This is a genomic window from Falsirhodobacter xinxiangensis (assembly GCF_004959935.1).
GTDB classification, from domain to species: domain Bacteria; phylum Pseudomonadota; class Alphaproteobacteria; order Rhodobacterales; family Rhodobacteraceae; genus Falsirhodobacter; species Falsirhodobacter xinxiangensis.
On record NZ_SMYN01000011.1, the window covers coordinates 57,218 to 80,300 of the forward strand.

Sequence of the window (23,083 nt, forward strand, 5' to 3'; positions counted from 1 at the left end):
CGAGACACAAACCGCCAAGGATGACGAGGTCTGGCCGATCTAGGGCCGGCGCTTTTCGAACACCCGCTCTCGCGAGCCGATCAGATGTTCGCGCATCAGCTGGCGTGCCGTGGCCGAATCCCGGTCGCGGATCGCGGCATGGATCTGCGCGTGTTCGGAAAAGACGGTCGAAAGCCCGCTCTCGTCACGTTTGATCGAGGCGCCGTGGAACCGCATGCCCGCGGCGATGTGATCCTTCAGCGCCTCCATCGACGTGGCGAAATACGGGTTTTCGGAGCCGAGTGCGATGGCGAGGTGGAACTGGAAATCGGCATCTTCGCGGTGGGACTGCCGGTTGGTCGCATCGCGCATCAGGTGCAGCGCGGCGGATATGGGCGCAAGCGTCGCCGCATCGTGGCGTTCGGCGGCAAGGGCGGCTGCCTCCGGCTCCATCGTCACGCGAAATTCATAGCAGTTCATCAGATCGGCCACGTTTTCCAGCGCGCCGAAACCCAGCGGCTGCTTGACCCCGATGGCGCGCACGAAACTGCCCGCCCCGCGCCGGGAGTAGATCAGCCCCTGATCGCGAAGCTTCTGCAACGCCTCGCGCACGATGGGGCGCGAAACCTCGAACTCCGCGGCAAGGTCGTGTTCGGTCGGCAGCCGCTCGTCCGGGGCATAGGAGCCGGATTTGATTGCGCGCTGCATCCGGTCGAACACGATTTCGCCAAGGTTCCTGCGCCCCGCCGTCTGCATCATGCGTCCCCGATCATCCTCGCGATCCTTGCCAGAGTGTTCGTGTCGCCGAAACCGCCGGATTTGGCAACGATGGTCATGCCGCCCGCCCGCGCGACCGGAAGGCCGGGCAGGCATTCGCCCAGAAGCTGCAGTGTGCGGATGCCAAGGCCGGACAGCACGGCCTCGGCCGTGGCGCCGCCCGTCAGGAACAGGGTGTCGGGGCGGGGCAGCGCCATGATCCCGCGGGCGAGGTTCGCGGCGACGGTGGCGGGGTCTTCGACCGTCGCGCCGGGGGTCGCCTGAACCAGCAGACCCGCAGTGTCCGGGATCATCCCGTTCGGGGCGGGCGTCGGCGCGATTCCCGTGGCCGCGATCTGCGCCATGGTGATCGGATCGCGAGAGCCGATCACCAGCAGCCCGCGCGGCCCCGCCAACTTTGGCGTCGAGGCTGCGCGGCCTGTCAGGCGCATCGCCAGAGCCTCGGCCAACCCGCGCGCGCCGACCAGCAGCGCGTCATCGGTATTCAGCGCGGCCATGTCGGCTTCGGTTTGCGTATCGGGAATCTCGGCCGCGCGGCCAAGCAACGGCGCGATGGCGATGGGGGTGTCCACGCCGAAGCCTTGCACATGGCCGTTCCGCACCACGCGACTGAAATCCGGGATGGCCGGGGCGACCAGCATCCGCTTTGCCGGGATCGCGGCCAGTTCGGCGGCGATGTTGCCCTTCATGCGGCTGTCGATCTTCTTGAATATGCGGGTGCCGGGGGGCAGGGCCGACAGCGCCAGTTCCACTGCCGCCCGCGCCGCATCCGGAGAAATCTCGCGCGAGCGGGTGCTGACGGCCACCACCTCCGCCTCCAACGCCTCGGGCAAGGCTTCGGGCGACAGGGCGACGCAGGTGCGCAGCCCGCGCCCGGCGAAGGGGGCGGCGGCGTCCAGCGCGCCCGTCAGATCGTCGGCGATGATGGCAAGGCGGATCATCCCTCGGCCAGCAATGCGTCGTAGATGCCGGGGTAGAGATCGACCCCCTGTTCCAGCGCACGGCGCTTGCGGGCCAGCGCAGCCTGTCCCGGCAAACGCACTGGGCGGGCCGGATCGCGGGGCGGCGAGGCGAGGCAGGCATCCGCCAGCCAGCCCGTCTGGCGCAGGAAGGCCTCGCGCCCGCCGAACGCCTCGGGGTCGTGGACGGTGATGGTGACGGCGGCGTTGGTGCCCTTGGGCGCATCCGCGCGGCCGTAACCCGCAAGGCCCTGGGTCAGCGCCTCGACCGACAGGGCCATGCCATAGCCTTTCTGCCCGTGGTCCAGACCGCCGGTGGGAAGCAGCGATCCGCCATCCATGATCGCCTTGGGATCGCGGGTCAGATCGCCGTTCCTGTCCATCGCCCAGTCGTGGTCATACTGCCGACCTTCGCGGATCATGCGCTGGGCCATGTTCGCCGTCGTGATCGAGGCCGAGATGTCGATCAGGATCGGATCGCCCGGCGTCGGAATGCCATAGGCCACCGGGTCCGGCGTGAAGACGCCGCGCGTGCCGCCGAACGGCGCAACCTGCGCCCCCGAGGGCGAAGACGACGCGATCGACACCATCAGCCCCCGATCCGTCGCCAGCGACAGATAGGCGGCCAGCGCGCCGATATGATGGCTGTCGCCGATGACCAGCGTGCAGGTGCCGTGTTCCACCGCCCGCTCGCAAGCCAGCAGCAGCCCTTGCTCCACCAGCCATGCCCCCGGCAGACGCTTGCCGTTCCAGCAGACGGCCGCGCCGCGGTCCGAGACGATTTCCGGCGTGCCATCCTTGGTCATCACTCCGTCGCGGATGGATTGCAGATACCAAGGTGCCAACGCCAGCCCGTGGGTGGTGTGGCCCATCAGATCGGCCTCGACCAGAAACCGCGCGACGGATGCTGCCTTTTCGGGGGCAAGCCCTGCGCGGTTGAACAGATCCAGCGCCAGATCGCGCAGATGGTCGGCGGTATGGGTCATGCGAAAACCTCGGGGTTGAGGGTGCGCGCGGGGCGTCCGCCTGCAAGAATGGTTTCCATGTCGGCGATGTTCATCAGCCCGACATTCTCGAACGCCTCCAGCGTGTCGGCACCGGAATGGGGCATGAAGACCGCCTTGGGGTTGGCGAAGACCGGATGGCTGCGGTCCGGCGGTTCGGACGCATAGGCGTCGATGGCCGCGCCGCCCAGGTGGCCGGTGGTCAGCGCAAGGTTCACTGCGTCCAGATCCACCACCTCGCCCCGCGCGAGGTTCAAAATCCGCGCGCCGGGCTTCATCCGCACGATCTGCGGCATCCCGATCAGCGCGGCATTGTCCTTGCCGCCGAAGACATGGATCGACAGGTAATCCGAGGCGACCAGCACCCCGTCCAGATCGGTCAGCACGATGCTATGGGCGGCGGCGAAGTCGCGGTCGGCATGGGGATCGGTCGCGATCACCGTCATGCCCAGCCCCCGCGCCTTGATCGCAAGGCTGCGGCCGATATTGCCCAGACCGACGATGCCCAGAACCTTGCCGCCCACCTCGGTGCCGACGCGCCGGTCCCATCCGCCCGAGGTGACGGAGACATGGCCTTCGGGAATGCTGCGGGCCATGGCGAAGAGCAGCCCGACGGCCAGTTCCGCCACGGCATCGGCATTCGCGCCCGGCGTGTTTGTCACCGGAAGCCCGCACGCGGTGCAGGCGGGGATGTCGATATTGTCCACGCCCACGCCATGTTTCAGAACGCCCTTCAGTCGCGTGCCCGCCGAGAGCATTCCCTGCGTCGTGCCGACCAGCCCCACGACCAGAAAGTCCGCGTCGCCGATCTGGTCCATCACCTCCGCCTCGGTCGCGGCGCGCACGAAGTCCCATCCGGTCGCCGCCAGCCGTTCCGGCACGCGCCCATGCTTGCCGAAGCCGGGCGAGGTGGTCAGCACCTTGACCATCAGAGCAGCGCGTATTTCTTGAGGATCTCGGCGATCTTGGCGTCCTGCGCCGGATCGGGAAGCAAAGCGGGCTGGCGGCTGGCACCAACCGAGTTGTCCATCAGGTAAAGCGCGCGCTTCACCAGCGCCGGGGGATAACCGAGGCCGTAGAGGTCCTTGCGGAAGTTGCCGAAGATCTCCTGCTGCTTGGCGGCCTCTGCCTGATCCCCCGCGTTGAAGGCGCGGATGATGGCGGCCAGAACCTCGGGCAGCACGTTGCCAAGCCCCGAGATGCAGCCCTTGGCCCCGTTCTGCAGCGACCAATGCACCAGATGGTCTGGGCCGGAATAGACGGCGAAATCATCGCTGGCCAGCGCGAGGTATTCCTCCAGCGTGTCCTGCGCGCCGCCCGAATCCTTGATGCCCGCGATGTTGCCATGCGCCGACAGCGTCTTGGCGGTGGCCGGTTCGATGTGGTTCTGGGTGCGGGCGGGGATGTCGTAAAGATAGACGGGCGTGTTCACCGCATCGGCGACGGCGGTGAAGTGGCGGATCATCCCGTCCTGCGTGCAGGCGATGAAGAAGGGGGTGATGACCGCGATGCCGTCCACGCCGATCCGATCGAATTCCTTTGCCAGCAGGACCGTCTCATACGTCGCGGGCATTCCGGCGTTCACGATGATCTTCGCGCGGCCCGCCACCTCGTCCGCGACGGCTTCGGTCAGGGCGACCTTCTCGTCGAAGGTCAGGGCGGTGAAATCGCCGTTGGTCCCGGCGCACATGATGTTGTTTCCGGCGGAAACCTGGCGGCGGACCTGCGCGCGGGTGGCGTCGAAATTGATCGTCTCGTCATCGTTGAAACAGGTGACGAGTGCGACGAAGGCTTCTTTGGTCATCGGATGCTCCTGAAAGGGTCCCGGGCGGGGGAGGCGTCCGCCCGGGAAGGCGGCTTACTTGAAGCCGATCTGCTGGAGTTGCAGTTGCGAGTTCGTCGCAATCGTCGGCTTGAAGTCGAGCCGCGTGCCGACCCGCGTGAAGCCGACCGTGTGGAACAGCGGGGCATCGGCGGCGATGTCGTCATGCAGATATGCGATCAGGTCGGACCAGAGCTTGGCGCGTTCCTCTCCGGTGGCGGCCTGCGCGGCGGCGATCATCTGGTCCGCCGTCGGATCGGCGGTTCCGGATTGGCGGCCTTCGGTGTCGTATTTGAAGAACATGGTGAAGACAGGGTCGCCCTTGTCGTTGTCATGCATCGCCATCAGGATGTAGGGGCCGACGTTTTCGGGGAAGGGCTTGGAGTAATACTTCTCGTGCTCGGCCACTTCGACCATCTGCAACTCGATGTTGAAGCCCGCTTCGTTCAGCATCTGGCCGATGGCTTCGGCCACTTCGGTCACGCCGGGGAAGTTGCCGGTGCGCACGATCATCTTGACGGGCGTGTCGACGGGAACGCCGTCGGCCTTGGCTTCCTCCAGCAGCGCCTGCGCGCCTTCGAGGTCATAGGCGGTCGGCACGACATCCGGGTTCCAGCCTGCGGTGGTCGGCGGCACGAGCGCGGTCGCGATCTCGGTCCCCGGTGCCATGACGGTGCCGACGAATGCCTCGCGGTCGATGGCCATCTTCAACGCGCGGCGCACGCGCACGTCGTTCATCGGCGCAACGGAATGATCCAGCCGCAGATAGACGGTTTCGGAGTTGAGGTAGCTGAAATCCGTCTCGGGGTTGGTCGCATCTACGTCCGAGATGGAGGGCGCAAGGTCGGCCTCGCCCGTCTCCACCATCGCGGCACGAACCGAAGGGTCGCTGCGGAACAGGTAGGTGGCCGAGGTGACGGTGGGCTGGTCGCCCCAATACCCGTCGCGGCGGGTCAGCACGATCTGCTGGCCGGGGGTCCAGTCGGTCAGCTCGTAGGGGCCGGTGCCGATGGGGGTGCGGGTGAATTCGACCGGGGTTTCCTCGGGAACGATGGTGACCAGCGACAGAAGCAGCGGCAGGATCGGCTGCACCGGATCGGCGGTGAAGTCGATGGTGTGATCGTCCACCACCGTCGCCTCGACCGTCATGCCGCCGAAGTAACGCGGCGTCTCGCAGCTGATCTCGCTGCTCATGGCGCGGTCGAAGGAATGCTTCACGTCGCGCGCATCGAAGGTGCTGCCGTCCGAGAAGGTGACCCCTTCGCGCAGGTGGAAACGCCAGCCGGTGTCTGTCTGCTCCCATTCGGTTGCAAGGCGCGGCAGGATGCCTTTGCCTTCGCGGGTGTCGTATTCGGTCAACGTCTCGTTCACGTTCTGCAGGATGACGCGGCCGATGTTGGACCGGGTCGCCATGCAAGGTTCGATCAGGTCCAGATCCTCGCTCAGCACGACGCGGATGTCGGTGTCTGCGGCAAGGGCGGGCGTCAGGCTCGTGGCGAGCATCAGCGCGCCGAGGGCAAGCTTGGTCTTCATCATCTACCTCCCAGAAGATGTTCGGAGCGGCCTCCTCTTGCCGCATGTGAAGCTGTTACAAGTCATGGAAGGATTGAGATATGTTGTCAACAAGTATGGTTATATGTGATCGAAACCTGTAATTAAACACAATATAAACAATGTTGTGGACCGGTTTGCTCTTCGCACATGCAGAAATGGTAACTTGACAACTTTATGATTTACTCCGAATCTCTCCCCGTTGCCGAGAGGGAGGAATCGATGACGCCAGCGCAGATCGAACAGGCGATGACGGGAGTCGTCCGCCCTGTTGCCGAAGGGCGGGCCGAGGCGTTCCTGCCCTCGCCGATGATCCAGAACCACGCGTCTTTCCTGTCGCTGCTGGAGGATGGCGCCCTGCTTTGCGTCTGGTTCGGCGGCACGCTGGAGGGAAAATCCGACATCTCGATCCATGCCAGCGTGCTGGAGGCTGGGGCAGGGCGCTGGGGGCCGGTGCGGAAACTGTCGCATGATCCCGACCATTCGGAACAGAACCCGGTCGTGTTCCATGCGCCGGACGGGCAGATGTGGCTGCTGCACACCTCGCAACCCTCTGGCAATCAGGACGAATGCCGCATCCGCATGGCGCCGCTGGCCCGCGACGAAGATGGCGTGACGGCGGGCGAGGGGCGGTTTCTGGACCTGCCGCGCGGTTGTTTCGTGCGCGGCAACGTGACGGTGCGGGACGATGGGGCGTGGCTCTTGCCGATCTTCCGCTGCGTCTCGCGTCCGGGGCAGAAGTGGAACGGCAGCCATGACGATGCGGCGATGGGGATTTCGACCGATGGCGGTGCGACCTGGACGCTGGAGCCTGTGCCGGACAGCATCGGCTGCGTGCATATGAGCCCGGCAGGGGATGCCGCCTTCTATCGTCGCCGTCAGGCCGACCACGTGTTCCGCAGCGATCTGGTGGCCGGCGTCTGGCAGGCGCCGGTGGCGACGGATCTGCCGAACAACAATTCCTCCATCGCGGCGATCCGGGTTGGCGACAGGATCGCGGTGATCTGCAACCTCGCCTCGGGGGCTGCCAGCGCCGACCGCCGCGCCTCGCTTTATGACGAGCTGGGCGAGGATGACGACCGTCCCGATGCCGACCCGACAGGCGGCTGCGTGCCGATCTGGGGTGTGCCGCGCGCGCCGGTCGCGGTCTGCCTGTCGGACGACGGTGGGCGCACCTTTGCGCAGCGGATCGTGATCGAGGATGGCCCCGGCACCTGCCTGTCGAACGATTCCACCGACGGGCGCAACAAGGAGATGTCCTATCCCTGGCTGCTTCAGGCGCCGGACGGGACGCTTCACATCACCTACACCTATCATCGGCGCGCGATCAAATATGTCCGGCTGTCGCCGGGCTGGGAGGCAAAGGCATGAGCGACATCATCGGCATCACCATGGGCGACCCTGCGGGCGTCGGACCCGAGATCAGCGTGAAGGCCCTGCGCGACATGTCGGACGCGGACCGCGCCCGCACGCGCATCTATGGCAACCGCGCCACGCTGGAGGCGGCGAAGAAAGCCGTCGGCTGCGATGTGGATCTTGAGGGTCACGTCGTGGACCTGCCCATCGAGAATGCGCCGCTGCCCTGGGGGCAACTTTCGCCGGTGGCGGGGGATGCGGCGTTTCGTTTCATCGAAAAGGCCGTCCGCGATGCCGAAGCCGGGACCATCGGCTGCATCGTCACCGCCCCGATCAACAAGGAGGCGCTGAACCTTGCGGGCCACCACTATGACGGGCACACGGGGATGTTGCGCTCGCTGACCGGATCGGCGGCGGCCTATATGCTGCTGGCGTCCGAGCGGCTGAAGGTCATCCACGTGTCCACCCACGTGTCACTGAAGGATGCGATCAAGCGCGCGACGACCGAGCGGGTCCTGGCCACGATTCGCGCCGGGAACGCCCATCTGAAGCGCATCGGCATCGAAGCCCCGCGCATCGCGGTCGCGGGCATCAACCCCCATTGCGGCGAAAACGGGCTGTTCGGGACCGAGGATGACGACCAGATCGGCCCCGCCGTCAAAGCCGCCCGCGCCGAGGGGATCGACGCCGCGGGCCCGATTTCCGCCGATACCGTGTTCCACCGCGCCTATTCCGGGGCCTTCGATCTGGTGGTCGCGCAGTATCACGATCAGGGGCACATTCCGATCAAGCTGGTGGCCTTCGACACGGCGGTCAACGTCTCGGTCGAGCTGCCGATCGACCGCACTTCGGTCGATCACGGCACCGCCTTCGACATTGCCGGGAAGGGCATCGCCAACCACGGCAACATGAATGAAGCCATCGCCTATGCGCGCAAGCTGGTCGCGGGGAAAGCATGAGGAACATCACCATCCACCTGCCGAAACGGCTGGAAATCGGCGCGGGCGCGGTTGCGAAGGTCGGCGCGATGCAAGGGCGCACCTTCGTGCTGGCGACGCCGCATACCGCGTCTTTCGCGGATCGGTTGGGCCTGTCGGACGTGACCGTCTTCAGCGACATTCCGGGCGAGCCGGACATCGCCTGTCTTGACGCCGCGCTGGCGGCGGCGCGTGACGTTCGGCCCGATATCGTCGTGGGTCTGGGCGGCGGTTCGGTCATGGACGTGGCCAAGCTGGTCGCGGCGATGTGGGACGGGGACCAGACGCTGCGGGATGTGGCGGGGCCGAACAAGGTCGCCGGGCGGCGTTCTGCGCTGGTGCAGGTTGCGACCACGGCGGGGACGGGGTCCGAGGCTGGCATCCGCGCGCTGATCACCGATCCGGTGGCAGGGTCCAAGATCGCGGTCGAAAGCCCGCATCTGATCGCAGACCTTGCCGTGCTGGACCCGGAACTGACCTTCAGCGTGCCGCCCGCTGTGACGGCGGCCACCGGCGTCGATGCGATGGCCCATTGCGTCGAGGCGTTCACCAACCGCAACGCCCATCCGGTGATCGACGGGTTCGCGCGCATGGGGATCGACCTCGTGGGTCGGTTCCTTGCCCGCGCGGTTCAGGACGGCACCGATACCGAGGCGCGCGAGGGGATGATGCTGGCCTCCTTCTATGGCGGCATTTGTCTGGGTCCGGTGAACACGGCGGCGGGACATGCGCTGGCCTATCCGCTGGGCACGCTTCTGCATCTGCCGCATGGGCTGGCGAATGCGATCATCTTTCCGCATGTGCTGGCCTTCAACCAACCCGTCGCCGAGGCGAAGACGGCGGAGGTTGCCCGCGCGCTTGGCCTGTCCGGCGATCTGGCCGGGGCCGCGCATCGGTTCTGCGCGGATATGGGGATCGAGATGCGCCTGTCCGCCCATGGCGCGACCGAGGATCAACTGGCCCGCTTTGCCAGCGACGCCCATGCCATCCGCCGCCTGATGGACAACAATCCGCGCGACATGAGCGAGGCGGAGGTGCTGGCGATCTATCATGCGGCTTTCTAGGGAATAAAGCCGGGCGTGGCGCGTCATACCCCTGCAACGGATCGACCGTTGATCCATGACAGGGGAAACACCATGAAACGCCTGATTTCCGCACTCGCACTTGCCGTCGCCAGTGGAACTGCGGCGCCCGCCGCAGCCGATACGCGTGACCGCATCTCGAACTTCGTCGAGAATGTTCTGGGCGGCGGTCACCGCGAAGCGCGCCGCGACGACGATGGCCGGATGGTCGCGCGGTCCTATTCGCGCAGCCATTCGCGCGACGACGACAATGACGATGACGACCGCGGATCGCGCGGCAATTCCAATTCGTCCAGCAATTCGAGCTCGAACAGCAGCAGCAATTCGAGCAGCAACTCCAGCTCGAACAGCAGTTCCAACTCCAGTTCGAACTCCAGCAGCAACTCCAGTTCCAATTCGAGCAGCAATTCCAGCTCGAACTCGTCGGACGATGACGGCGACGACGACTGAGACGACGGGCAAGAACCAAAAGGCCGCCGATCGCAGGATCGGCGGCCTTCTTGATTGCTGTGTCGGGGGCCGCCGGGAGGGCGGCCCCCTTTCATTTGCGGTCGTCGCGGGCGAACAGACGATACCAGCCGGTGCGCGACAGGGTGCTGCGGAAGATCCGGCTGCGGGTGTCGCGCTCCTCTGCCGTTTCGGCGCGGATGTCGGCTTGCAGGTCGGTGCTGCGACGGCGGAAGGGGATGACCTGCACCATGGGCGACCCCTTTTCGATGACGTGCAACCCGTCGGGCGCGGTGGCGAAGAAGGGGAAATGGATCGGCACGCGGTAGGTGTCGGTATCGACCACGCCCGCCACCACTTCGAACAGCCCGTTCGGACGGTTCAGCGGGTTCACGAACAGACAGCTCCAGCCGGGCGGGGTAGCGATGGTCCAGTGGTTGTGGAACTTCATCGGTGGGCGCTGGCCCCACGGATTGCCGCGCGCCTGGTGCATCCCGTGGGTGCTGATCATCGTGCGGTCGAAATCCCAGCCGGTGTCGACCTGCTGGCCGCCTTCGGACACCTCCATCCGCACCGTGGCGGCAAGCGGGATGATCCAGCCGGTCGTCATCGCGTCGATGAAGGGCATGCAGCGTTTGACCGTCAGGCCGGTGTCGTTCGTCGCGAGCTTGCGCTCGTCCACGGCGGGCAACTTCCGGAACCAGTCGGGCATGTAGCCCTTGGCGGGGAAGGGCTCGGCGATCACGCCCTTGTCGGCGGGCGTGCAGGTGAAGGTGATGCGCGGCGTCTTGTTGAAGATCATGGCGTTGCCCTTTGCGGAAGGTTCCGCAGGCATACGTGTCAGCCGCCGCGATATTCCGCATCCACGAGGATTACGGTGCGCCCCCGCCCGCAGGTCTCCACCCGCGCGTCCACGCGATAGACGCGGGCCAGCATGTCGCGGGTCAGCACGTCCGCCGGGGTGCCGGTGCTGTGCAGGCGGCCGTCGGCAATCACCGCGATCCGGTCCGCCCATTGCGCGGCCAGCGACAGATCGTGCAGCACGGCGATGACGATGCGCCCCGCGTCCGCCTGCCGCCGCAATTCGGTCAGCAGCCGGGTCTGATAGGCGAGGTCCAGCGCGCTCGTCGGCTCGTCCAGCAGCAGGACACGCGGATTGCGGACCAAGGCTTGGGCCAGGCCGACCATCTGCCGCTGCCCGCCCGAAAGCTGGTCCAGCCGCCGGAAGGCCAGCGCCTCGATCCCCAGCCGTTCCAGCACCGCCAGCGCCGCCGCATCCGCGCGCGGCGCCTCGCCCGAGGCGCGCAGGGCAGCGATCACGCTTTCCAGCACGATCAACGACGATCCCGACGGCAGCGCCTGCGGCATGAAGCCCAGCGTCGCCGCGCGCTGGGCCGGGGGCTGGCGGCCAAGGTCCACGCCGTCCAGCATGACGCTGCCGGAATGGGCGGCAAGGTTCGCGATGGCCCGCAGCAGCGTCGATTTCCCCGCAGCGTTCGGCCCGGCCAGCACCGTCAGGCCGGGGCCAAGATCGGGCAGCGACAGCGCATCCAGCACCAGACGCTTGCCGTAACGCACCGTGATGCCCTGAACGGAAAGGATCATCGCGTCCGCCCGCCAAGGATCAGCGCAAAGAAGATCGGCAGCCCGATCAGCGATGTCACCAGCCCGATCGGCAAGAGCACCCCCGGCACCACAAGCTTCGACGCGGTGGATGCCAGCGACAGCACCACCGCGCCGGTCAGCAGGCTCGCGGGCAGGAAGAAGCGGTGATCCTCGCCCACCAGCATCCGGGCGATATGCGGCCCGGCAAGGCCGACGAAGCCGATCACCCCCACCATCGACACCGCGCCCGCCGCCAGCAGGCTGACCCGCACCAGCGCCCAGCGGCGCAACGACCGCGTATCGACGCCGAAACTGCGGGCCTGTTCCTCGCCCATTCGAAGCGCCGTCAGGCGCCACGCCGCCCGGATGGCGAAGGGGGTGCAGGCGACAAGGATGAGCGCGATCATGAGGGCGCCTTCCCAGCGGGTCGCGGCAAGGCTGCCCATGGTCCAGAACACCAGTTGTTGCAGCGCATCCGCCGAGGCGATGAATTGCAAGAGCGACAGCAGCGCTGCTGCGGTGAAGTTCAGGGCGATGCCGAACAGGATCAGCATTTCCGGCCCGCCGCCGCGCAACCGTCCCAGCATCTGCAACAGCGCCAGCGCCCCGAGCGCCAGAAGGAACGCGTTGGCCGACACGCCCCATGTCGGGGGCAGGAACGGCACCGTCACGCCCAGCACGATGGCCAGCGCCGCGCCCAGCGCCGCCGCCGATGACACGCCCAGCGTGAACGGCTCGGCCAACGGGTTTTCCAGCACCGTCTGCATTTCCGCCCCAGCCAGCGCCAATGCGGCCCCGACCAGAAGCGCCATCACCGCGACCGGAAGGCGGACCTGCCAGACGATGACCTGAGTTCCGCGCGGGACCTCTTGTCCCAGAAGGGCGGCAAGGGTGTCTGCCAATGGAAGGCTGGCCGGTCCGGTGAGGATGTCAAGCAGCAGCGCCGCCAGTGCCGCAAGGGCCAAGGCGGCGACCAGAAACGCGCGGCGGCGGCCAAGGTTGCGGTAACGGTCAAGCGCGGTCATTGGTCCGCCGTTACCCACCATGTGCCCGGAACCTGCACGGGGGAAAAGCGGGTCTCGATCTCGGCCAGTGTCTTTGCGGGGTCGAGGTCGGCGAACAGGTCCGGGTGGAACGTCTTGGCCAGATATTCGATCAGCGCGACATGGACGGGTGAATCGTTGAACAGGTGCCAGACGCCCGCCGCGTGCCCTTCCTCGACCGCGCGCAGCGACGACAGGCCGGGCGCGGCGATCAGCGTATCGAAGCTGTCCTGCGCCTGCGTGGCATCGACGCCGCTGCCCAGCACCAGACCGCCGCGCGCGGCCATATGTGCCCCGCCGGTGGCGACATAGAAATCCGGGTCCGCCCCGATCAGATATTCAAGGCTGACATTGCCCAAGACCCCCTTGACCGCGTCCTGACCGATGTTTCGGCCCCCTGCCGTCGTGATGAAGTCGTGAAAGACGCCCGTGCCGACGGTCGAACAGCATCCGACAGGCGCAGCATGGACGTGGAAGAAGACCGAAGGCCGATCCGCGCCCTCCAGCCGCTCGCGGATTGTCGTCAGATGCGCGTCGTAGAACGCGGCGAACTCCTCGGCCCGCGCTTCGGCCCCGGTCAGCTTGCCCAGAAGGCGCAGCGAGGGGATCGAATTCTCCAGCGGTTTGGCAAAGAAATCGACATAGGCGACGGGGATGCCTGCGGCTTCGATCTGGCTGCGGGCGGTTTCCATCCCCGGATCGCCCACGTCCATCTGCGACAACACCACCAGATCGGGCTGAAGCGCGATGATGCTTTCGACCGAGATGTCGCGATTGCCCGACCCCACCGGCGCAATGGCGTCGATGGCCGGGAACTTCGCGCGATAGGCGGCAAGGGTCGGCGGGTCCAGCGCCTTGTCCAGCCGCCAGCCTGCGACCAGCGACACCGGATCGTCATGCAGCAGGCCCAGCACCGCCATGTGCCGCCCTTCGCCCAGCACGATATGTTGCGCGGGGGCGTCCAGCACCACCTCGCGCCCGATGATGTCGGTGGCGCTGATCTCGGCCCAGGCGGGCAGGGCGGTCAGGGCAAAGGCGAGGGCAAGGCGGATCACGGGCGTCTCCTGCGAAAAGCGGCGGAGTTTCCTCCGCCGCGTCCGATTACTGCTGGGCCGGCGTGATGCGCCAGACGCGGTCGCCATCCGGGTCATCCTCGCCGCGCGATTTGTTCACGACGAAGACGTTGCCCTTGCCATCGGCGCGAAGCTGGTTCGGCATGGTGCCGCCATCCAGATTGGCGACGATGGTGCCTTCGGGATCGACCACCGTGATCGTGCCCGCGCCGCGGTTCGCGACATAGGCAAGGCGGTTCACCGGATCGAAGGTGACGTTCAGCGCGCCTGCGCCCACCTCGACGTCGTGAATCGTCTCGCCTGTTTCGGCATTCACGATCAGCAGGTTGTCGCTTTGCTGCGAGGCAACGAAGAACAGGTTGTCCGCCGCATCGAAGGCCACGCCCGATGCGCTACGTGCGCCCGGCAGGTCGAACACCTTGACCTCGTTCGTGGCCAGATCGATCAGCGCGCCTTCGTTGGACGACATGGACACGGTGACCAGCTTGTTGTGTTCGGTGTCGAGATCGAGGCTCATGACCCCGAAATCCTCGCCGCGCTTGGCGGATTCGATCACGATCGGGTCCAGCTTTTCCAGCGTCTTGGCGTCGAACACCTCGATATTGCCGGTGAAGGCGGCGGTGACATAGGCGCGGCCGTTCGCCTCGTCGATCACCACGTCGCGCGAATGGTCGGCGGCGCCGGGTTCGAACTGTTTGACCAGCGACAGGTCTTCCTGCTTGTAGACGGCGACGGTGTCCTGACGGGTGTTGGTCACCCAGACGGTGCCGTTCGCATCGTCCACCGCGACGCCATAAACGGCCAGCAGACCACCGTCGCTGCCATCGGCGCGGGCCGGGGCGGCTTCGGGGGTGATGCTGGCCAGCACTTCAAGCGTGTCGGGATCGACCTTGGACAGCACCGATTCCTTCACCGGCGGGCGGCCCACGGCGGCGGTCACGAACAGCGCATCCGACGCCTCGGAATAGGCGACCTGATAGAGCCCGCGCGTGACCTTCTGGCTGGCGATCTCGAACCGATCCTCGCCCTGCACCGGGATGACGGGAGAGACCTTGAGGTCCACCACGGTCGCGGCGGCGGGGTTTTCGGCAATGACGACGACGGGTTGCAGGCCGGTTGCCGCGTCTTCGTCAACGCTCACCTCGACGCTGAATTTGCCTTCGGCATCCACGGTGATCGGATCGGCGTTCAGCACGGTCGTGCCACGCTGAAGCGTGATGGTCTGGCCGGGGGGCAGGCCTTGGCCCGCGATCACGGCGGTGCTGCCTGCGGAAATCGCCGCGCCCTGCTGGGCGGCGCTGGCGCGCACATTGCCCGCGAACCCGTCGGCGCTGGGCGTGAAGACCGTTTCGGCAAAGGCCGGTGCCGTGAAAAGTGCCAAAGCCGCCACGGTGGAGCGGAAATGTCGTGCCATAAGAGGCCCCCTACAAGAAATGTTGCCCGGCAATGGCTTGGCGGGGGGAACCCCGGTCTGGCTTGTCCGGGGGCATCAGTATAATCATGACAATTCTTGTCAACCAAAACCGACAGGGCAAAGATGCAAAAGGGTAAGGTCGGGCCGGACCATGCGACGCATGCGGCTCGGATGCAGATATTCGATGTGCGGCAGGACAGTCACGATCTGTCCGAGCGGCAGGTGCCGGGCCATCGTCTGTTCATCGCCGTGCCGCGCGGGCCTGCGCCGGAAGCCGGGTGGCCGGTGCTTTACATGCTGGACGGGAACGCGGCCTTCGATTTCCTGACGCCGGGGGATCTGGAAGTGGGGCGGGGGCTGATGCTGGTGGGCGTCGGATATGACACCGACCGCCAATTCTCGCGCGAGCGGCGGACCTTTGACTTCACGCCGCCCGACGGGCCGGACGGGGTGCGCCCCGACCACGTGCACGAAGGGCGGATGGCGGGCGGGGCGGGGCGGTTCCTCGATCTGTTGACGGGGCCGCTGCGGGCGGAGGCGGAGCGGGGATTGCCCGTCGATCCGGCGCGGCGCACACTTTGGGGGCATTCCTTTGGCGGGCTGTTCACTCTGTTCGCCTATCTGACCCGGTCCGAGGCGTTTGCGCGTTTCGCGGCGATCAGCCCTTCGGTCTGGTGGGACGAGGGGCTGATGCAGCGCATCGCCAAGGATGCCCGCGCCAACGCTCCGCTTCTGCTGGCGCTGAGCGATGCCGAAAAGCGGTCGGGCGCGGACGGTCCACCGCCGGACGGACCCGCGCCCGCGACGATGGCGCTGGCGGCGGCACTGTCCTGCCGCCCGGAAATCCTGCCGGGCCTGCGCCATATCGATACGCTGGCGGCGTCCTTTCCGCTGGCGCTACGTTTCGCGCAGGGCTGAGGCGAGGGCCGGGCCGATCAGAGCCGTCGCGGCGGCAGAGGTCATCTGCGAATGCAGATGCGGCAGGTCGATCACCGTGACCTGCGCCCAAGGCTGCCACATCGCCGGGTGCAGATCGCGGTCCGCGTGATCCAGCGCCGCGCGGAAATGCAGCAGGGGCGCGGTCATCGGGCGGTGCCAATGCGTGCGGACAAGACGGTTCGTGTCGGTCACGGTGCGGATCACCCCGTCCAGAACCTTGTCGGGCAGTTGGCCCAGAGCGGTTTCGCCCTGCCGCAGGAAATCCACAACGGCGTCGCGGGTGGTCAGATCCCTATGCGCCTCGGGGTCGTGGCCCGCGATGGCCAGAAGGGCGCGGAGGGCGGCGACGGGGTCCGGCTCGGGCTCGTTGCGCCAGCAATCGGTGGGATAGCTGTCCAGCATCGCGACGAGCGCGACGCGGCGCCCCATCTGCTCCAGCCGGACGGCCATCGCCTGCGCGATGATCCCGCCGACCGACCAACCCGCCAGCAACACCGGCCCATCGGTCATCGCCGCGACCCGGTCCGCATAACCCGCCGCCAGCGCATCGAGGCTTTCGGGCAGCGCGATGTCGGGATCGAGGCCGGGGTTCTGGAGGCCCCAGACCTGCCGCTCCGGCGCGATCTGCCGCGCAAGGCCGCGATAGCCCCAGCAAAGCCCCCCCGCCGGATGGATCAGGAACAGCGGCGCGCGGGCAGTATCGCCCTGCGCCAGAAGGATCGCCGGCCCAAGACCGTCATCGGCAGGCCGCCCGGCATCCAGCGCGGCGGCAAGCTGTGACAGGATCGGATGCTCGAACACGGTGCCAAGGCCGGGATCGCGCCCCGTCTCCTGCTCGATGCCCAAAGCGAGGTGGACTGCGGCAAGGGAATCGCCGCCCAGAGCGAAGAAATCGGCATCGGCGGGGGGCGGCGCGTCAAGGCGCAACGCCTCGGCGAACAGGCGCGAGAGCAGGCGTTCGGTCGGCGTTTCCGGCGCGCGGCCGGTGGCGGCGAAGGCGGGGTCGGGCAGCGCCTTGCGGTCCAGCTTGCCGTTGGCGGTGACGGGCAGGGCGTCCAGCACCACCTCGGCAGCGGGGATCATATAGGCGGGGAGCGTGGTCAGCCGCGCGGCCAGCGGGCCGTCGTATTCGGCGGCCTTGACGACATAAGCCACCAGCCGATCCTGCCGCGCCAGCACCACGCATTCGCGGGCAAGACCGGTGGCCATGATCGCGGCCTCCACCTCGCCCAATTCGATCCGCAGGCCCCGGATCTTCACCTGATGGTCGGATCGGCCAAGGAACACCACCGCCCCATCGTGCCGCAGTCGCGCCAGATCGCCGGTGACGTAAAGCCCGTTCGTGAACCGTTCCGCCGTCAGGTCGGGCCGCCCCAGATACCCGCGCGCAAGCTGCACCCCGCCCAAGTAAAGATGCCCCGCAAGACCCGGCGGCACGGGCCGCATCCGTTCATCCAGCACATGCAACGTGGTGTTCCAGACCGGAAAGCCGATGGGCAGCGGGTTGGAGGTATCGTCGGGCGCGGCGGGCCAGTAGCTGACATCGACCGCCGCCTCGGTCGGGCCATAGAGGTTGTGAAGCTCGGCCCGGATCTGGCGGTGGAAGCGGGCGCGCTGGTCAGCGGTCAGCTCCTCGCCAGAGCAGAACACGCGCTTCGGCGACAGCCCGACCGAGGCGGGGGAGGCGAGGAAGGCCGACAGCATCGACGGCACGAAATGCACCGTGGTGATCCGGTGGCCCCGGATCAGCGCGGCGATGGCGGCGGGGTCGCGATGCGCGCCGGGCGGGGCGATGACCAGTTCCGCACCGCAGATCAGCGGCAGAAAGAACTCCCACACCGACACATCGAAGGTCGCCGGGGTCTTCTGCAGGATTCGGTCGGTGGCGTCGATGCCGTAATGGTCCCGCATCCAGAGCAGACGGTTCACGATGGCGCGGTGTTCGATCACCACGCCCTTCGGATCGCCGGTCGATCCGGAGGTGAAGATGACATAGGCCATGTCGCCCGGCGCGGGGGCGGTCATCGGCGCGTCGCCGTCCAGATCGCAGGGCAGCACCGCCACAGGGTTCGCCTGCGCCAGAATGCGGGCGATGCGATCGGGCGGGTGGTCCGGGTCCAGCGGCAGATAGGCGGCACCGCTGCGCAGGATTGCGACCAAGGCGACGGGCAGGTCCAGCGAGCGGTCCATGTTCACCGCGACGATCTTGTCCGGCCCCGCGCCCCTTGCGGCCAGTTTCGCAGCCAGCGCCGCGCTTTCGCGGTCGAGGTCGGCATAGGTCATCGCGCGATCGCCGAACCGGATCGCGACGGCGTCGGGGGTGGCGGCCATCTGCGCCTCGATCAGCGCGGTCAGGGTCGTGTCAGGGATGGGGTGGGCGGTGTCCTGCACCGGAACCTCGCCCGGTATGGCGGTGGGCACGTCGAGGCTTTCGCCCGCCAGCACCGCCGTCAGGAAATGCTCCAGCCGCAGCGAATGGGCATGGACGTCTTCGCCCGAATAGAGGGTGGGGTTTGCGTCCACCTCGAACAGCAGGCCCGTCTTGGCATCGCCGCGGAAGGTCAGCGTCAGATCGTCCACCGCACCCGCGCCAAGGATGTGCAGCCTCACATCCAGCCCCGCGAATTTCGGCGGCAGATCGAAGGGCTGCACGTTGATCAGCGGACCATGGAGCCGCTTCGCGCCGCCGATCAGGCCAAGGTCGCGCCGCATCTGTTCGCTGCGGTATCGCCCGTGGCGGCGGCCCTGCGCCAGATCCTTCGCGACGGTGCGCAGCCATTCGGACAGCGGCGCATCCTCGTCCGGGGTCACGCGCAAGGGCAGCACGTTCATCGTCATGCAGGGCACGCGCGAGGCGCGACTGCCCATACGGGCCATGAAGGGCACACCGACGACCGCCTCGCCCCCCGTCCAACGGGCAAGGTAGGCGGCGGTGATGGCGGTCAGAACGTCCGGCCATGTCAGGCGCTGGGCGGCGGCGAAGGTGGTCAGACGGTCCAGCAGCGGCTGCGGCAGCCAGCGGCTTTCGCGCAGGAAATCATGGCCCGATACCGCGCGGCCCGGCGCGGGGCCGGACACTTCGGGCAGGTCCGCCAAGGTCTGGTGCCAGAAGGCGGCATCGGTGGTGCGCTTTTCGGACAGGCGGTAATCCTGATCCTCCTCGGTCGCGCGGGACAGCGGGGGGAAGGGGGCGGGGATGCCGGAATAATGCTCGCCGATGCGGTTGGTCACGAGGACCATGCCGTAGCCGTCCACAGCCAGATGGTGGATGCGCTGATACAGCAGGTGCCGCCCTTCGCCGACCGCGAACAGGGTGAAGGCGGCGGCGGGTTCGTCCTCCAGCGCAAGGGGGCGCATCGTGTCGGCGCGCATGGCGGCATGCGCCTCGGCCTCGGTGCAGGTCGTGACCGTCAGCGCGGGCGGATCGCCCAGCCATTGCAGCGGCTGGGTCGTGCTGAAGCGCAGGCGCAACGCCTCGGATTCCGCCAGCGTCAGATCGACGGCGCGGCGGAAGGCGTCCATGTCCAGCGGGCCGGTGATTTCCAGATATTGCCCGGTATTCAGGATCGGGTTCGCAGGGTCCAGCGCCTGCGCATACCACAGCCCTTCCTGCGCTTCGGTCAGGGGGAAGCGGTGTCCGGGCATGTCGCGCATCAGGCGGGCAGGCGCGGCTGGATCACGGACCACCAGCCCGCCAGCGTCGGCTGTTCGGCCAGCATGCCGAAATCGGCATCCATCCCGGCTTCCTCCCATGCCAGCATCAGGTCCATCAGCCGCATGGAATCGAGGCCCAGATCGGCCAGAACCGCATCGTCGGGAATTTCGGACGGATCGACGAACAGCGCGTCCGCGATGTCGCGGCGCATCCGGTCAAGGGTCAGGGTCATGTGTTCTCCAGCATCTTGGCGCGCAGGGCGGCGCGCAGGGCCTTGCGGCTGATCTTGCCCACTGCGGTATTCTCGAACTCCGGCACGAAGACGACCTGATCGGGGACCTTGAAATCGGCCACGCCTCGGGTGCGCATGAAGGCGCGGATTTCGGTGGCGGTCGGGGTGCCTTCGGGGATGACGAAGGCGCAGGTCCGCTCGCCCAGATGCTTGTCGGGGATGGAGACCACGGCGGCATCGAAGATCTGCGGATGGGCCAGCAGGTGGTCCTCGATCTCCTCGGCCGAGATTTTCTCGCCCGCGCGGTTGATGTGATCCCCGGCGCGGCCCTGCACGGTCAGATAGCCGTTCTGGCGGATGACGATGTCGCCGGTGCGATAGAAGCCGTCGGGAGTGAAGCTGCGCGCATTCGCAGCCGGGTCGCTGTGATAGGCGCGGATGGTATACGGCCCGCGCGTCAGCAGGTTGCCGGGCGTGCCGTCGGGAACTGGGGTGCCGTCGTCGTCCAGCACCAGAACCTCGTCATCGGGGCTGATGGGGCGGCCTTGGGTCTGGGTGATGGTGTCTTCGGAATCGTCCAGTCGGGTGTAGTTCACCAGACCCTCGGCCATGCCGAACACTTGTTGCAACTGGCAGCCCAGTGCATCGCGCACGCGGGCGGCGGCTTCGGGCAGGAATTTCGCACCGCCAACGCCAAGGAGTTTCAGGCTCGACAGGTCATGCGCGGTCTTGGGCGCGGCCTGCATCCACAAAAGCGCCAGCGGTGGGACGAGGCCGGTGATGGTCACGCCATGCGCCTTGATCAGCGGAAAGGCTGTGCCGGGCGAGGGGTCGGGGGCCATCACCACCGTGCCGCCAGCATAGAGGGTGCCGAAGACGCCGGGGCTGCTCATGGGGAAGTTGTGGGCGACGGGCAGGGCGGCAAGATAGACGCTTTCCGGGCCAAGGGCGCAGATCTCGGCACTGGCGCGGAAGCTGTAGATGTAATCGTCATGCGTGCGCGGGATCAGTTTGGACAGTCCCGTGCTGCCGCCCGAAATTTGCAGGAACGCGACGCGCGACGGATCGACCTTGGGCAGGTGGGTGGCGGGGCCGGAGGGGTCCGTGATGATGTGGCGCAGGGTGGGCACCTCGGCCTGCACCTTGCGGGCAAGGGCGACGTAGTCGAAAGCGGCGTCCGTCACGACGATCCCCTTGGCGCCGGACTTGCGCGCGAAATGCGCCAGTTCCGTTTCGCGATGCGCGGGCAGGGTATAGACGGGCAGCATCCCGGCAAGGAACAGCCCGAACACGGCGGGGAAGAAGGCGGCGACGTTGGGGATCTGCACGATCACCCGGTCGCCGGGTGCAAGGCCCAGCGACAGGTAGCCATGGGCCGCGGACTCGGACCGGGCCAGCAGGTCGGCATAGCTCCAGCGGGTGGCTCCATCGACCACGGCCACCGCATCCGGCGATTCGGCGGCGCGGGCGTGCAGGAAGCCGCCCATCGTCTCGCCCCGCCAATAGCCCTTTTCGCGATAGCGGGCCGCGAAGTCTTCGGGCCATGTCTGGATGGGATCTGTCACGCCAAGGTCCTTGCCTTTTGCCGATGCGTCAGGCCATAGCGTTCCGGATAAAAACAGTCAACTTTGTCCCCGGATCGCCAACCCGATGAATGCGAAGGAAGTAGCCATGGCCGCACTCCCGTTGCGCGACAGCCCCGACATGTATGGCCGCGTGACGCGCCTGCTGCACTGGACCATCGCCGCGCTGATGCTGTGGCAGTTCCTTGGCATGGCGCTGCGGCTGATTTTCGGACGGCGGGATTTCGTGTCGTTCTTCGTTGGCGGCCACGCGCTGGTCGGAACGGTGCTGTTCGTGCTGATCGTGCTGCGGGTGGTCTGGATGCTGGCGAACCGCAAGAACCGCCCCGATCACGGGGACGGGCTGCTTGGGCTGGGGGCGCGGCTGGGTCATCTGGCGCTGTATGCGGTGATGGCGACGGTGCCTTCGGTCGCGCTGCTGCGGGCATGGGGTGGGGACCGTGGGCTGAGCCTTCTGGGGGTGGAGGTGTTCGCGCCCAAAGCCGTTCCGGTGGAGTGGACGCAGACCTTGGCGGGCGCGGTGCATGGCGAATTGGCATGGGTCATGCTGGCGCTGATCGCGGGCCATGTCGTCATGGTCGGCCTGCACGAAGGCATGTGGCGCGACGGAACGCTGGCCCGCATGGTCGGTCGGCGCTAGCGGACCTCGGCCTCCAGATCGGCCAGAAGGGGGGTCTTCCGGCGCCATTCGGCATACCAGTCCTGAACCGCCGTGCCGAAGACCTCCGGCCCGGCTTCCACGATGGGCGCGCCTGCCTCGTGCAGTTTGGCGCGGTAATCGGCGTCGATGGCCGGATATGCGGCGCGGATGTGGGCGGTCTCGGCGGTCATCAGCTCCTCGATCAGCGCGCGATCCTCGGGCGGCAGGGTCTGCCATTTGCGGGCCGAAGCGACGGCGAACATCGGGAAGATCGCGTGCCGCGTGTCCAGCACGACCGCCGAATAATCCTGAAAACGGTTGTTCCACGTCCCTTCGAGGTCAAGCTGCATCCCGTCGATCTGCCCGTTGGCATAGGCGTCGAACAATTCCGGCAGTGGAAGCGGCGTCGGCGCAGCACCGGCCTTCGCCCAGAAGTCCATTTCCTGCGTCAGCGGCACCGTGCGGATCTTGCGCCCCGCGACCGTCCCGTCCAGCGGTTTCGACAGCAGCACGATCCGCATTCCGGCCATGCCATATCCCAGCCCCTTCAGGCCCAGCGCGCCCAGACGGTCCTGAAGCGCGGCAGCGGTCGGACCTTCCAGCAGCCTGGCCGCATCTTCGGCGGTGTCCACCAGATAGGGCGCGACGAGGATGCCGAAATCCGGGTTGCGGTTGGCAAGCTCGCCCACCGTCAGAAAGGCGAAATCCAGAGCCCCGGCCTGAAGCTGCTGAAGCATCTGCGCCTCGCTGCCCAGTTGGCCGGAGGGGAAGACGGCCAGCTTCATCCGGCCCTCGCTGCGGGTGGCCAGTTCTTCGGCCAGTGCATTGGCCGAGCGGGTCCATTGATGCGGCGGGGGCGTGACCATGCCGATGCGCAGGTCCTGCGCGGCGGCGGGGGCAGCAAGCATGGCGATCATCGCCACAAGGTTCAGCAGGCGCATTTGC

The 23,083-nt window shown here is 67.1% G+C and carries 21 protein-coding genes; 6 read left to right on the forward strand and 15 right to left on the reverse strand.

The features are described 5' to 3' along the window. Positions 1-39: 39 nt before the first annotated feature. The 6 genes from E2K76_RS13630 to E2K76_RS13655 are packed head-to-tail and all read right to left on the reverse strand — an operon-like array spanning position 40 to position 6,074. Positions 40-738 carry a FadR/GntR family transcriptional regulator gene (locus tag E2K76_RS13630; RefSeq protein WP_136684905.1) on the reverse strand — a complete coding sequence of 233 codons (699 nt, stop codon included), beginning with the start codon at positions 736-738 and terminating at the stop codon, positions 40-42. Beyond that, positions 735-1,697, reverse strand: coding sequence for a four-carbon acid sugar kinase family protein (locus E2K76_RS13635; protein WP_136684906.1), 963 nt, complete (start codon positions 1,695-1,697; stop codon positions 735-737). The genes E2K76_RS13630 and E2K76_RS13635 overlap by 4 nt, the downstream gene beginning before the upstream one ends. Then, complete coding sequence (locus E2K76_RS13640; RefSeq protein WP_136684907.1) at positions 1,694-2,701, reverse strand: Ldh family oxidoreductase; 1,008 nt, start codon at positions 2,699-2,701, stop codon at positions 1,694-1,696. The genes E2K76_RS13635 and E2K76_RS13640 overlap by 4 nt, the downstream gene beginning before the upstream one ends. Beyond that, entirely contained in the window at positions 2,698-3,648 is a 951-nt protein-coding gene (locus E2K76_RS13645) for an NAD(P)-dependent oxidoreductase (protein ID WP_136684908.1), read from the reverse strand. The genes E2K76_RS13640 and E2K76_RS13645 overlap by 4 nt, the downstream gene beginning before the upstream one ends. Beyond that, positions 3,648-4,523 carry a dihydrodipicolinate synthase family protein gene (locus E2K76_RS13650; protein ID WP_136684909.1) on the reverse strand — a complete coding sequence of 292 codons (876 nt, stop codon included), beginning with the start codon at positions 4,521-4,523 and terminating at the stop codon, positions 3,648-3,650. Before E2K76_RS13650 ends, E2K76_RS13645 begins: the two co-directional genes overlap by 1 nt. A gap of 54 nt (positions 4,524-4,577) precedes the next feature. After that, positions 4,578-6,074: an ABC transporter substrate-binding protein gene (locus tag E2K76_RS13655; protein WP_136684910.1), complete on the reverse strand. Its 1,497-nt coding sequence runs from the start codon at positions 6,072-6,074 to the stop codon at positions 4,578-4,580. 240 nt (positions 6,075-6,314) lie between these two features. Between E2K76_RS13655 and E2K76_RS13660 the strand changes: the two genes are divergently transcribed. From E2K76_RS13660 to E2K76_RS13675, 4 genes are all read left to right on the forward strand, one after another. Then, entirely contained in the window at positions 6,315-7,463 is a 1,149-nt protein-coding gene (locus E2K76_RS13660; protein WP_136684911.1) for a sialidase family protein, read from the forward strand. After that, positions 7,460-8,407, forward strand: coding sequence for a 4-hydroxythreonine-4-phosphate dehydrogenase PdxA (pdxA, locus tag E2K76_RS13665; protein WP_136684912.1), 948 nt, complete (start codon positions 7,460-7,462; stop codon positions 8,405-8,407). Before E2K76_RS13660 ends, pdxA begins: the two co-directional genes overlap by 4 nt. Continuing rightward, on the forward strand, positions 8,404-9,489 hold the full coding sequence (locus tag E2K76_RS13670; protein WP_136684913.1) for an iron-containing alcohol dehydrogenase: 1,086 nt from the start codon (positions 8,404-8,406) through the stop codon (positions 9,487-9,489). The genes pdxA and E2K76_RS13670 overlap by 4 nt, the downstream gene beginning before the upstream one ends. A gap of 72 nt (positions 9,490-9,561) precedes the next feature. Next, complete coding sequence (locus E2K76_RS13675) at positions 9,562-9,957, forward strand: hypothetical protein (protein ID WP_136684914.1); 396 nt, start codon at positions 9,562-9,564, stop codon at positions 9,955-9,957. Positions 9,958-10,048: 91 nt separating this feature from the next. On the opposite strand, the gene E2K76_RS13680 is transcribed toward E2K76_RS13675, so the two are convergent. The 5 genes from E2K76_RS13680 to E2K76_RS13700 are packed head-to-tail and all read right to left on the reverse strand — an operon-like array spanning position 10,049 to position 15,089. Continuing rightward, the gene (locus tag E2K76_RS13680; RefSeq protein ID WP_136684915.1) at positions 10,049-10,756 is read right to left on the reverse strand and encodes a DUF6065 family protein; all 708 of its coding nucleotides are present in this window, start codon (positions 10,754-10,756) and stop codon (positions 10,049-10,051) included. 38 nt (positions 10,757-10,794) lie between these two features. Beyond that, on the reverse strand, positions 10,795-11,559 hold the full coding sequence (locus E2K76_RS13685) for an ABC transporter ATP-binding protein (protein WP_136684916.1): 765 nt from the start codon (positions 11,557-11,559) through the stop codon (positions 10,795-10,797). Beyond that, a complete protein-coding gene (locus E2K76_RS13690) occupies positions 11,556-12,584 on the reverse strand; it encodes a FecCD family ABC transporter permease (protein WP_136684917.1) in 1,029 nt (342 codons plus the stop codon). Before E2K76_RS13690 ends, E2K76_RS13685 begins: the two co-directional genes overlap by 4 nt. Beyond that, positions 12,581-13,657, reverse strand: coding sequence for an ABC transporter substrate-binding protein (locus tag E2K76_RS13695; protein WP_246032965.1), 1,077 nt, complete (start codon positions 13,655-13,657; stop codon positions 12,581-12,583). Before E2K76_RS13695 ends, E2K76_RS13690 begins: the two co-directional genes overlap by 4 nt. A gap of 46 nt (positions 13,658-13,703) precedes the next feature. After that, positions 13,704-15,089, reverse strand: a complete 1,386-nt coding sequence (locus tag E2K76_RS13700; RefSeq protein ID WP_136684919.1) for a YncE family protein — start codon at positions 15,087-15,089, stop codon at positions 13,704-13,706. 123 nt (positions 15,090-15,212) lie between these two features. Here E2K76_RS13700 and E2K76_RS13705 point away from each other — a divergent pair, with 123 nt between their 5' ends. Beyond that, positions 15,213-16,007 (forward strand): alpha/beta hydrolase, encoded by a 795-nt coding sequence (locus E2K76_RS13705; RefSeq protein ID WP_136684920.1) that lies wholly within the window; start codon positions 15,213-15,215, stop codon positions 16,005-16,007. Here E2K76_RS13705 and E2K76_RS13710 read toward each other — a convergent pair. Genes E2K76_RS13710 through E2K76_RS13720 form a run of 3 tightly spaced genes read right to left on the reverse strand, consistent with a single transcriptional unit; the run spans position 15,987 to position 21,480 of the window. Continuing rightward, positions 15,987-19,673: a non-ribosomal peptide synthetase gene (locus E2K76_RS13710; RefSeq protein ID WP_136684921.1), complete on the reverse strand. Its 3,687-nt coding sequence runs from the start codon at positions 19,671-19,673 to the stop codon at positions 15,987-15,989. The genes E2K76_RS13705 and E2K76_RS13710 overlap by 21 nt on opposite strands. 8 nt (positions 19,674-19,681) lie before the next feature. Beyond that, positions 19,682-19,915 carry a phosphopantetheine-binding protein gene (locus E2K76_RS13715; RefSeq protein ID WP_136684922.1) on the reverse strand — a complete coding sequence of 78 codons (234 nt, stop codon included), beginning with the start codon at positions 19,913-19,915 and terminating at the stop codon, positions 19,682-19,684. Next, positions 19,912-21,480, reverse strand: a complete 1,569-nt coding sequence (locus E2K76_RS13720; RefSeq protein ID WP_136684923.1) for a (2,3-dihydroxybenzoyl)adenylate synthase — start codon at positions 21,478-21,480, stop codon at positions 19,912-19,914. The genes E2K76_RS13715 and E2K76_RS13720 overlap by 4 nt, the downstream gene beginning before the upstream one ends. Before the next feature lie 106 nt (positions 21,481-21,586). Here E2K76_RS13720 and E2K76_RS13725 point away from each other — a divergent pair, with 106 nt between their 5' ends. Then, positions 21,587-22,138 (forward strand): cytochrome b, encoded by a 552-nt coding sequence (locus tag E2K76_RS13725; RefSeq protein ID WP_246032966.1) that lies wholly within the window; start codon positions 21,587-21,589, stop codon positions 22,136-22,138. Here E2K76_RS13725 and E2K76_RS13730 read toward each other — a convergent pair. Further along, positions 22,135-23,079 (reverse strand): TRAP transporter substrate-binding protein, encoded by a 945-nt coding sequence (locus E2K76_RS13730; protein WP_136684925.1) that lies wholly within the window; start codon positions 23,077-23,079, stop codon positions 22,135-22,137. The genes E2K76_RS13725 and E2K76_RS13730 overlap by 4 nt on opposite strands. Positions 23,080-23,083 lie beyond the last annotated feature (4 nt).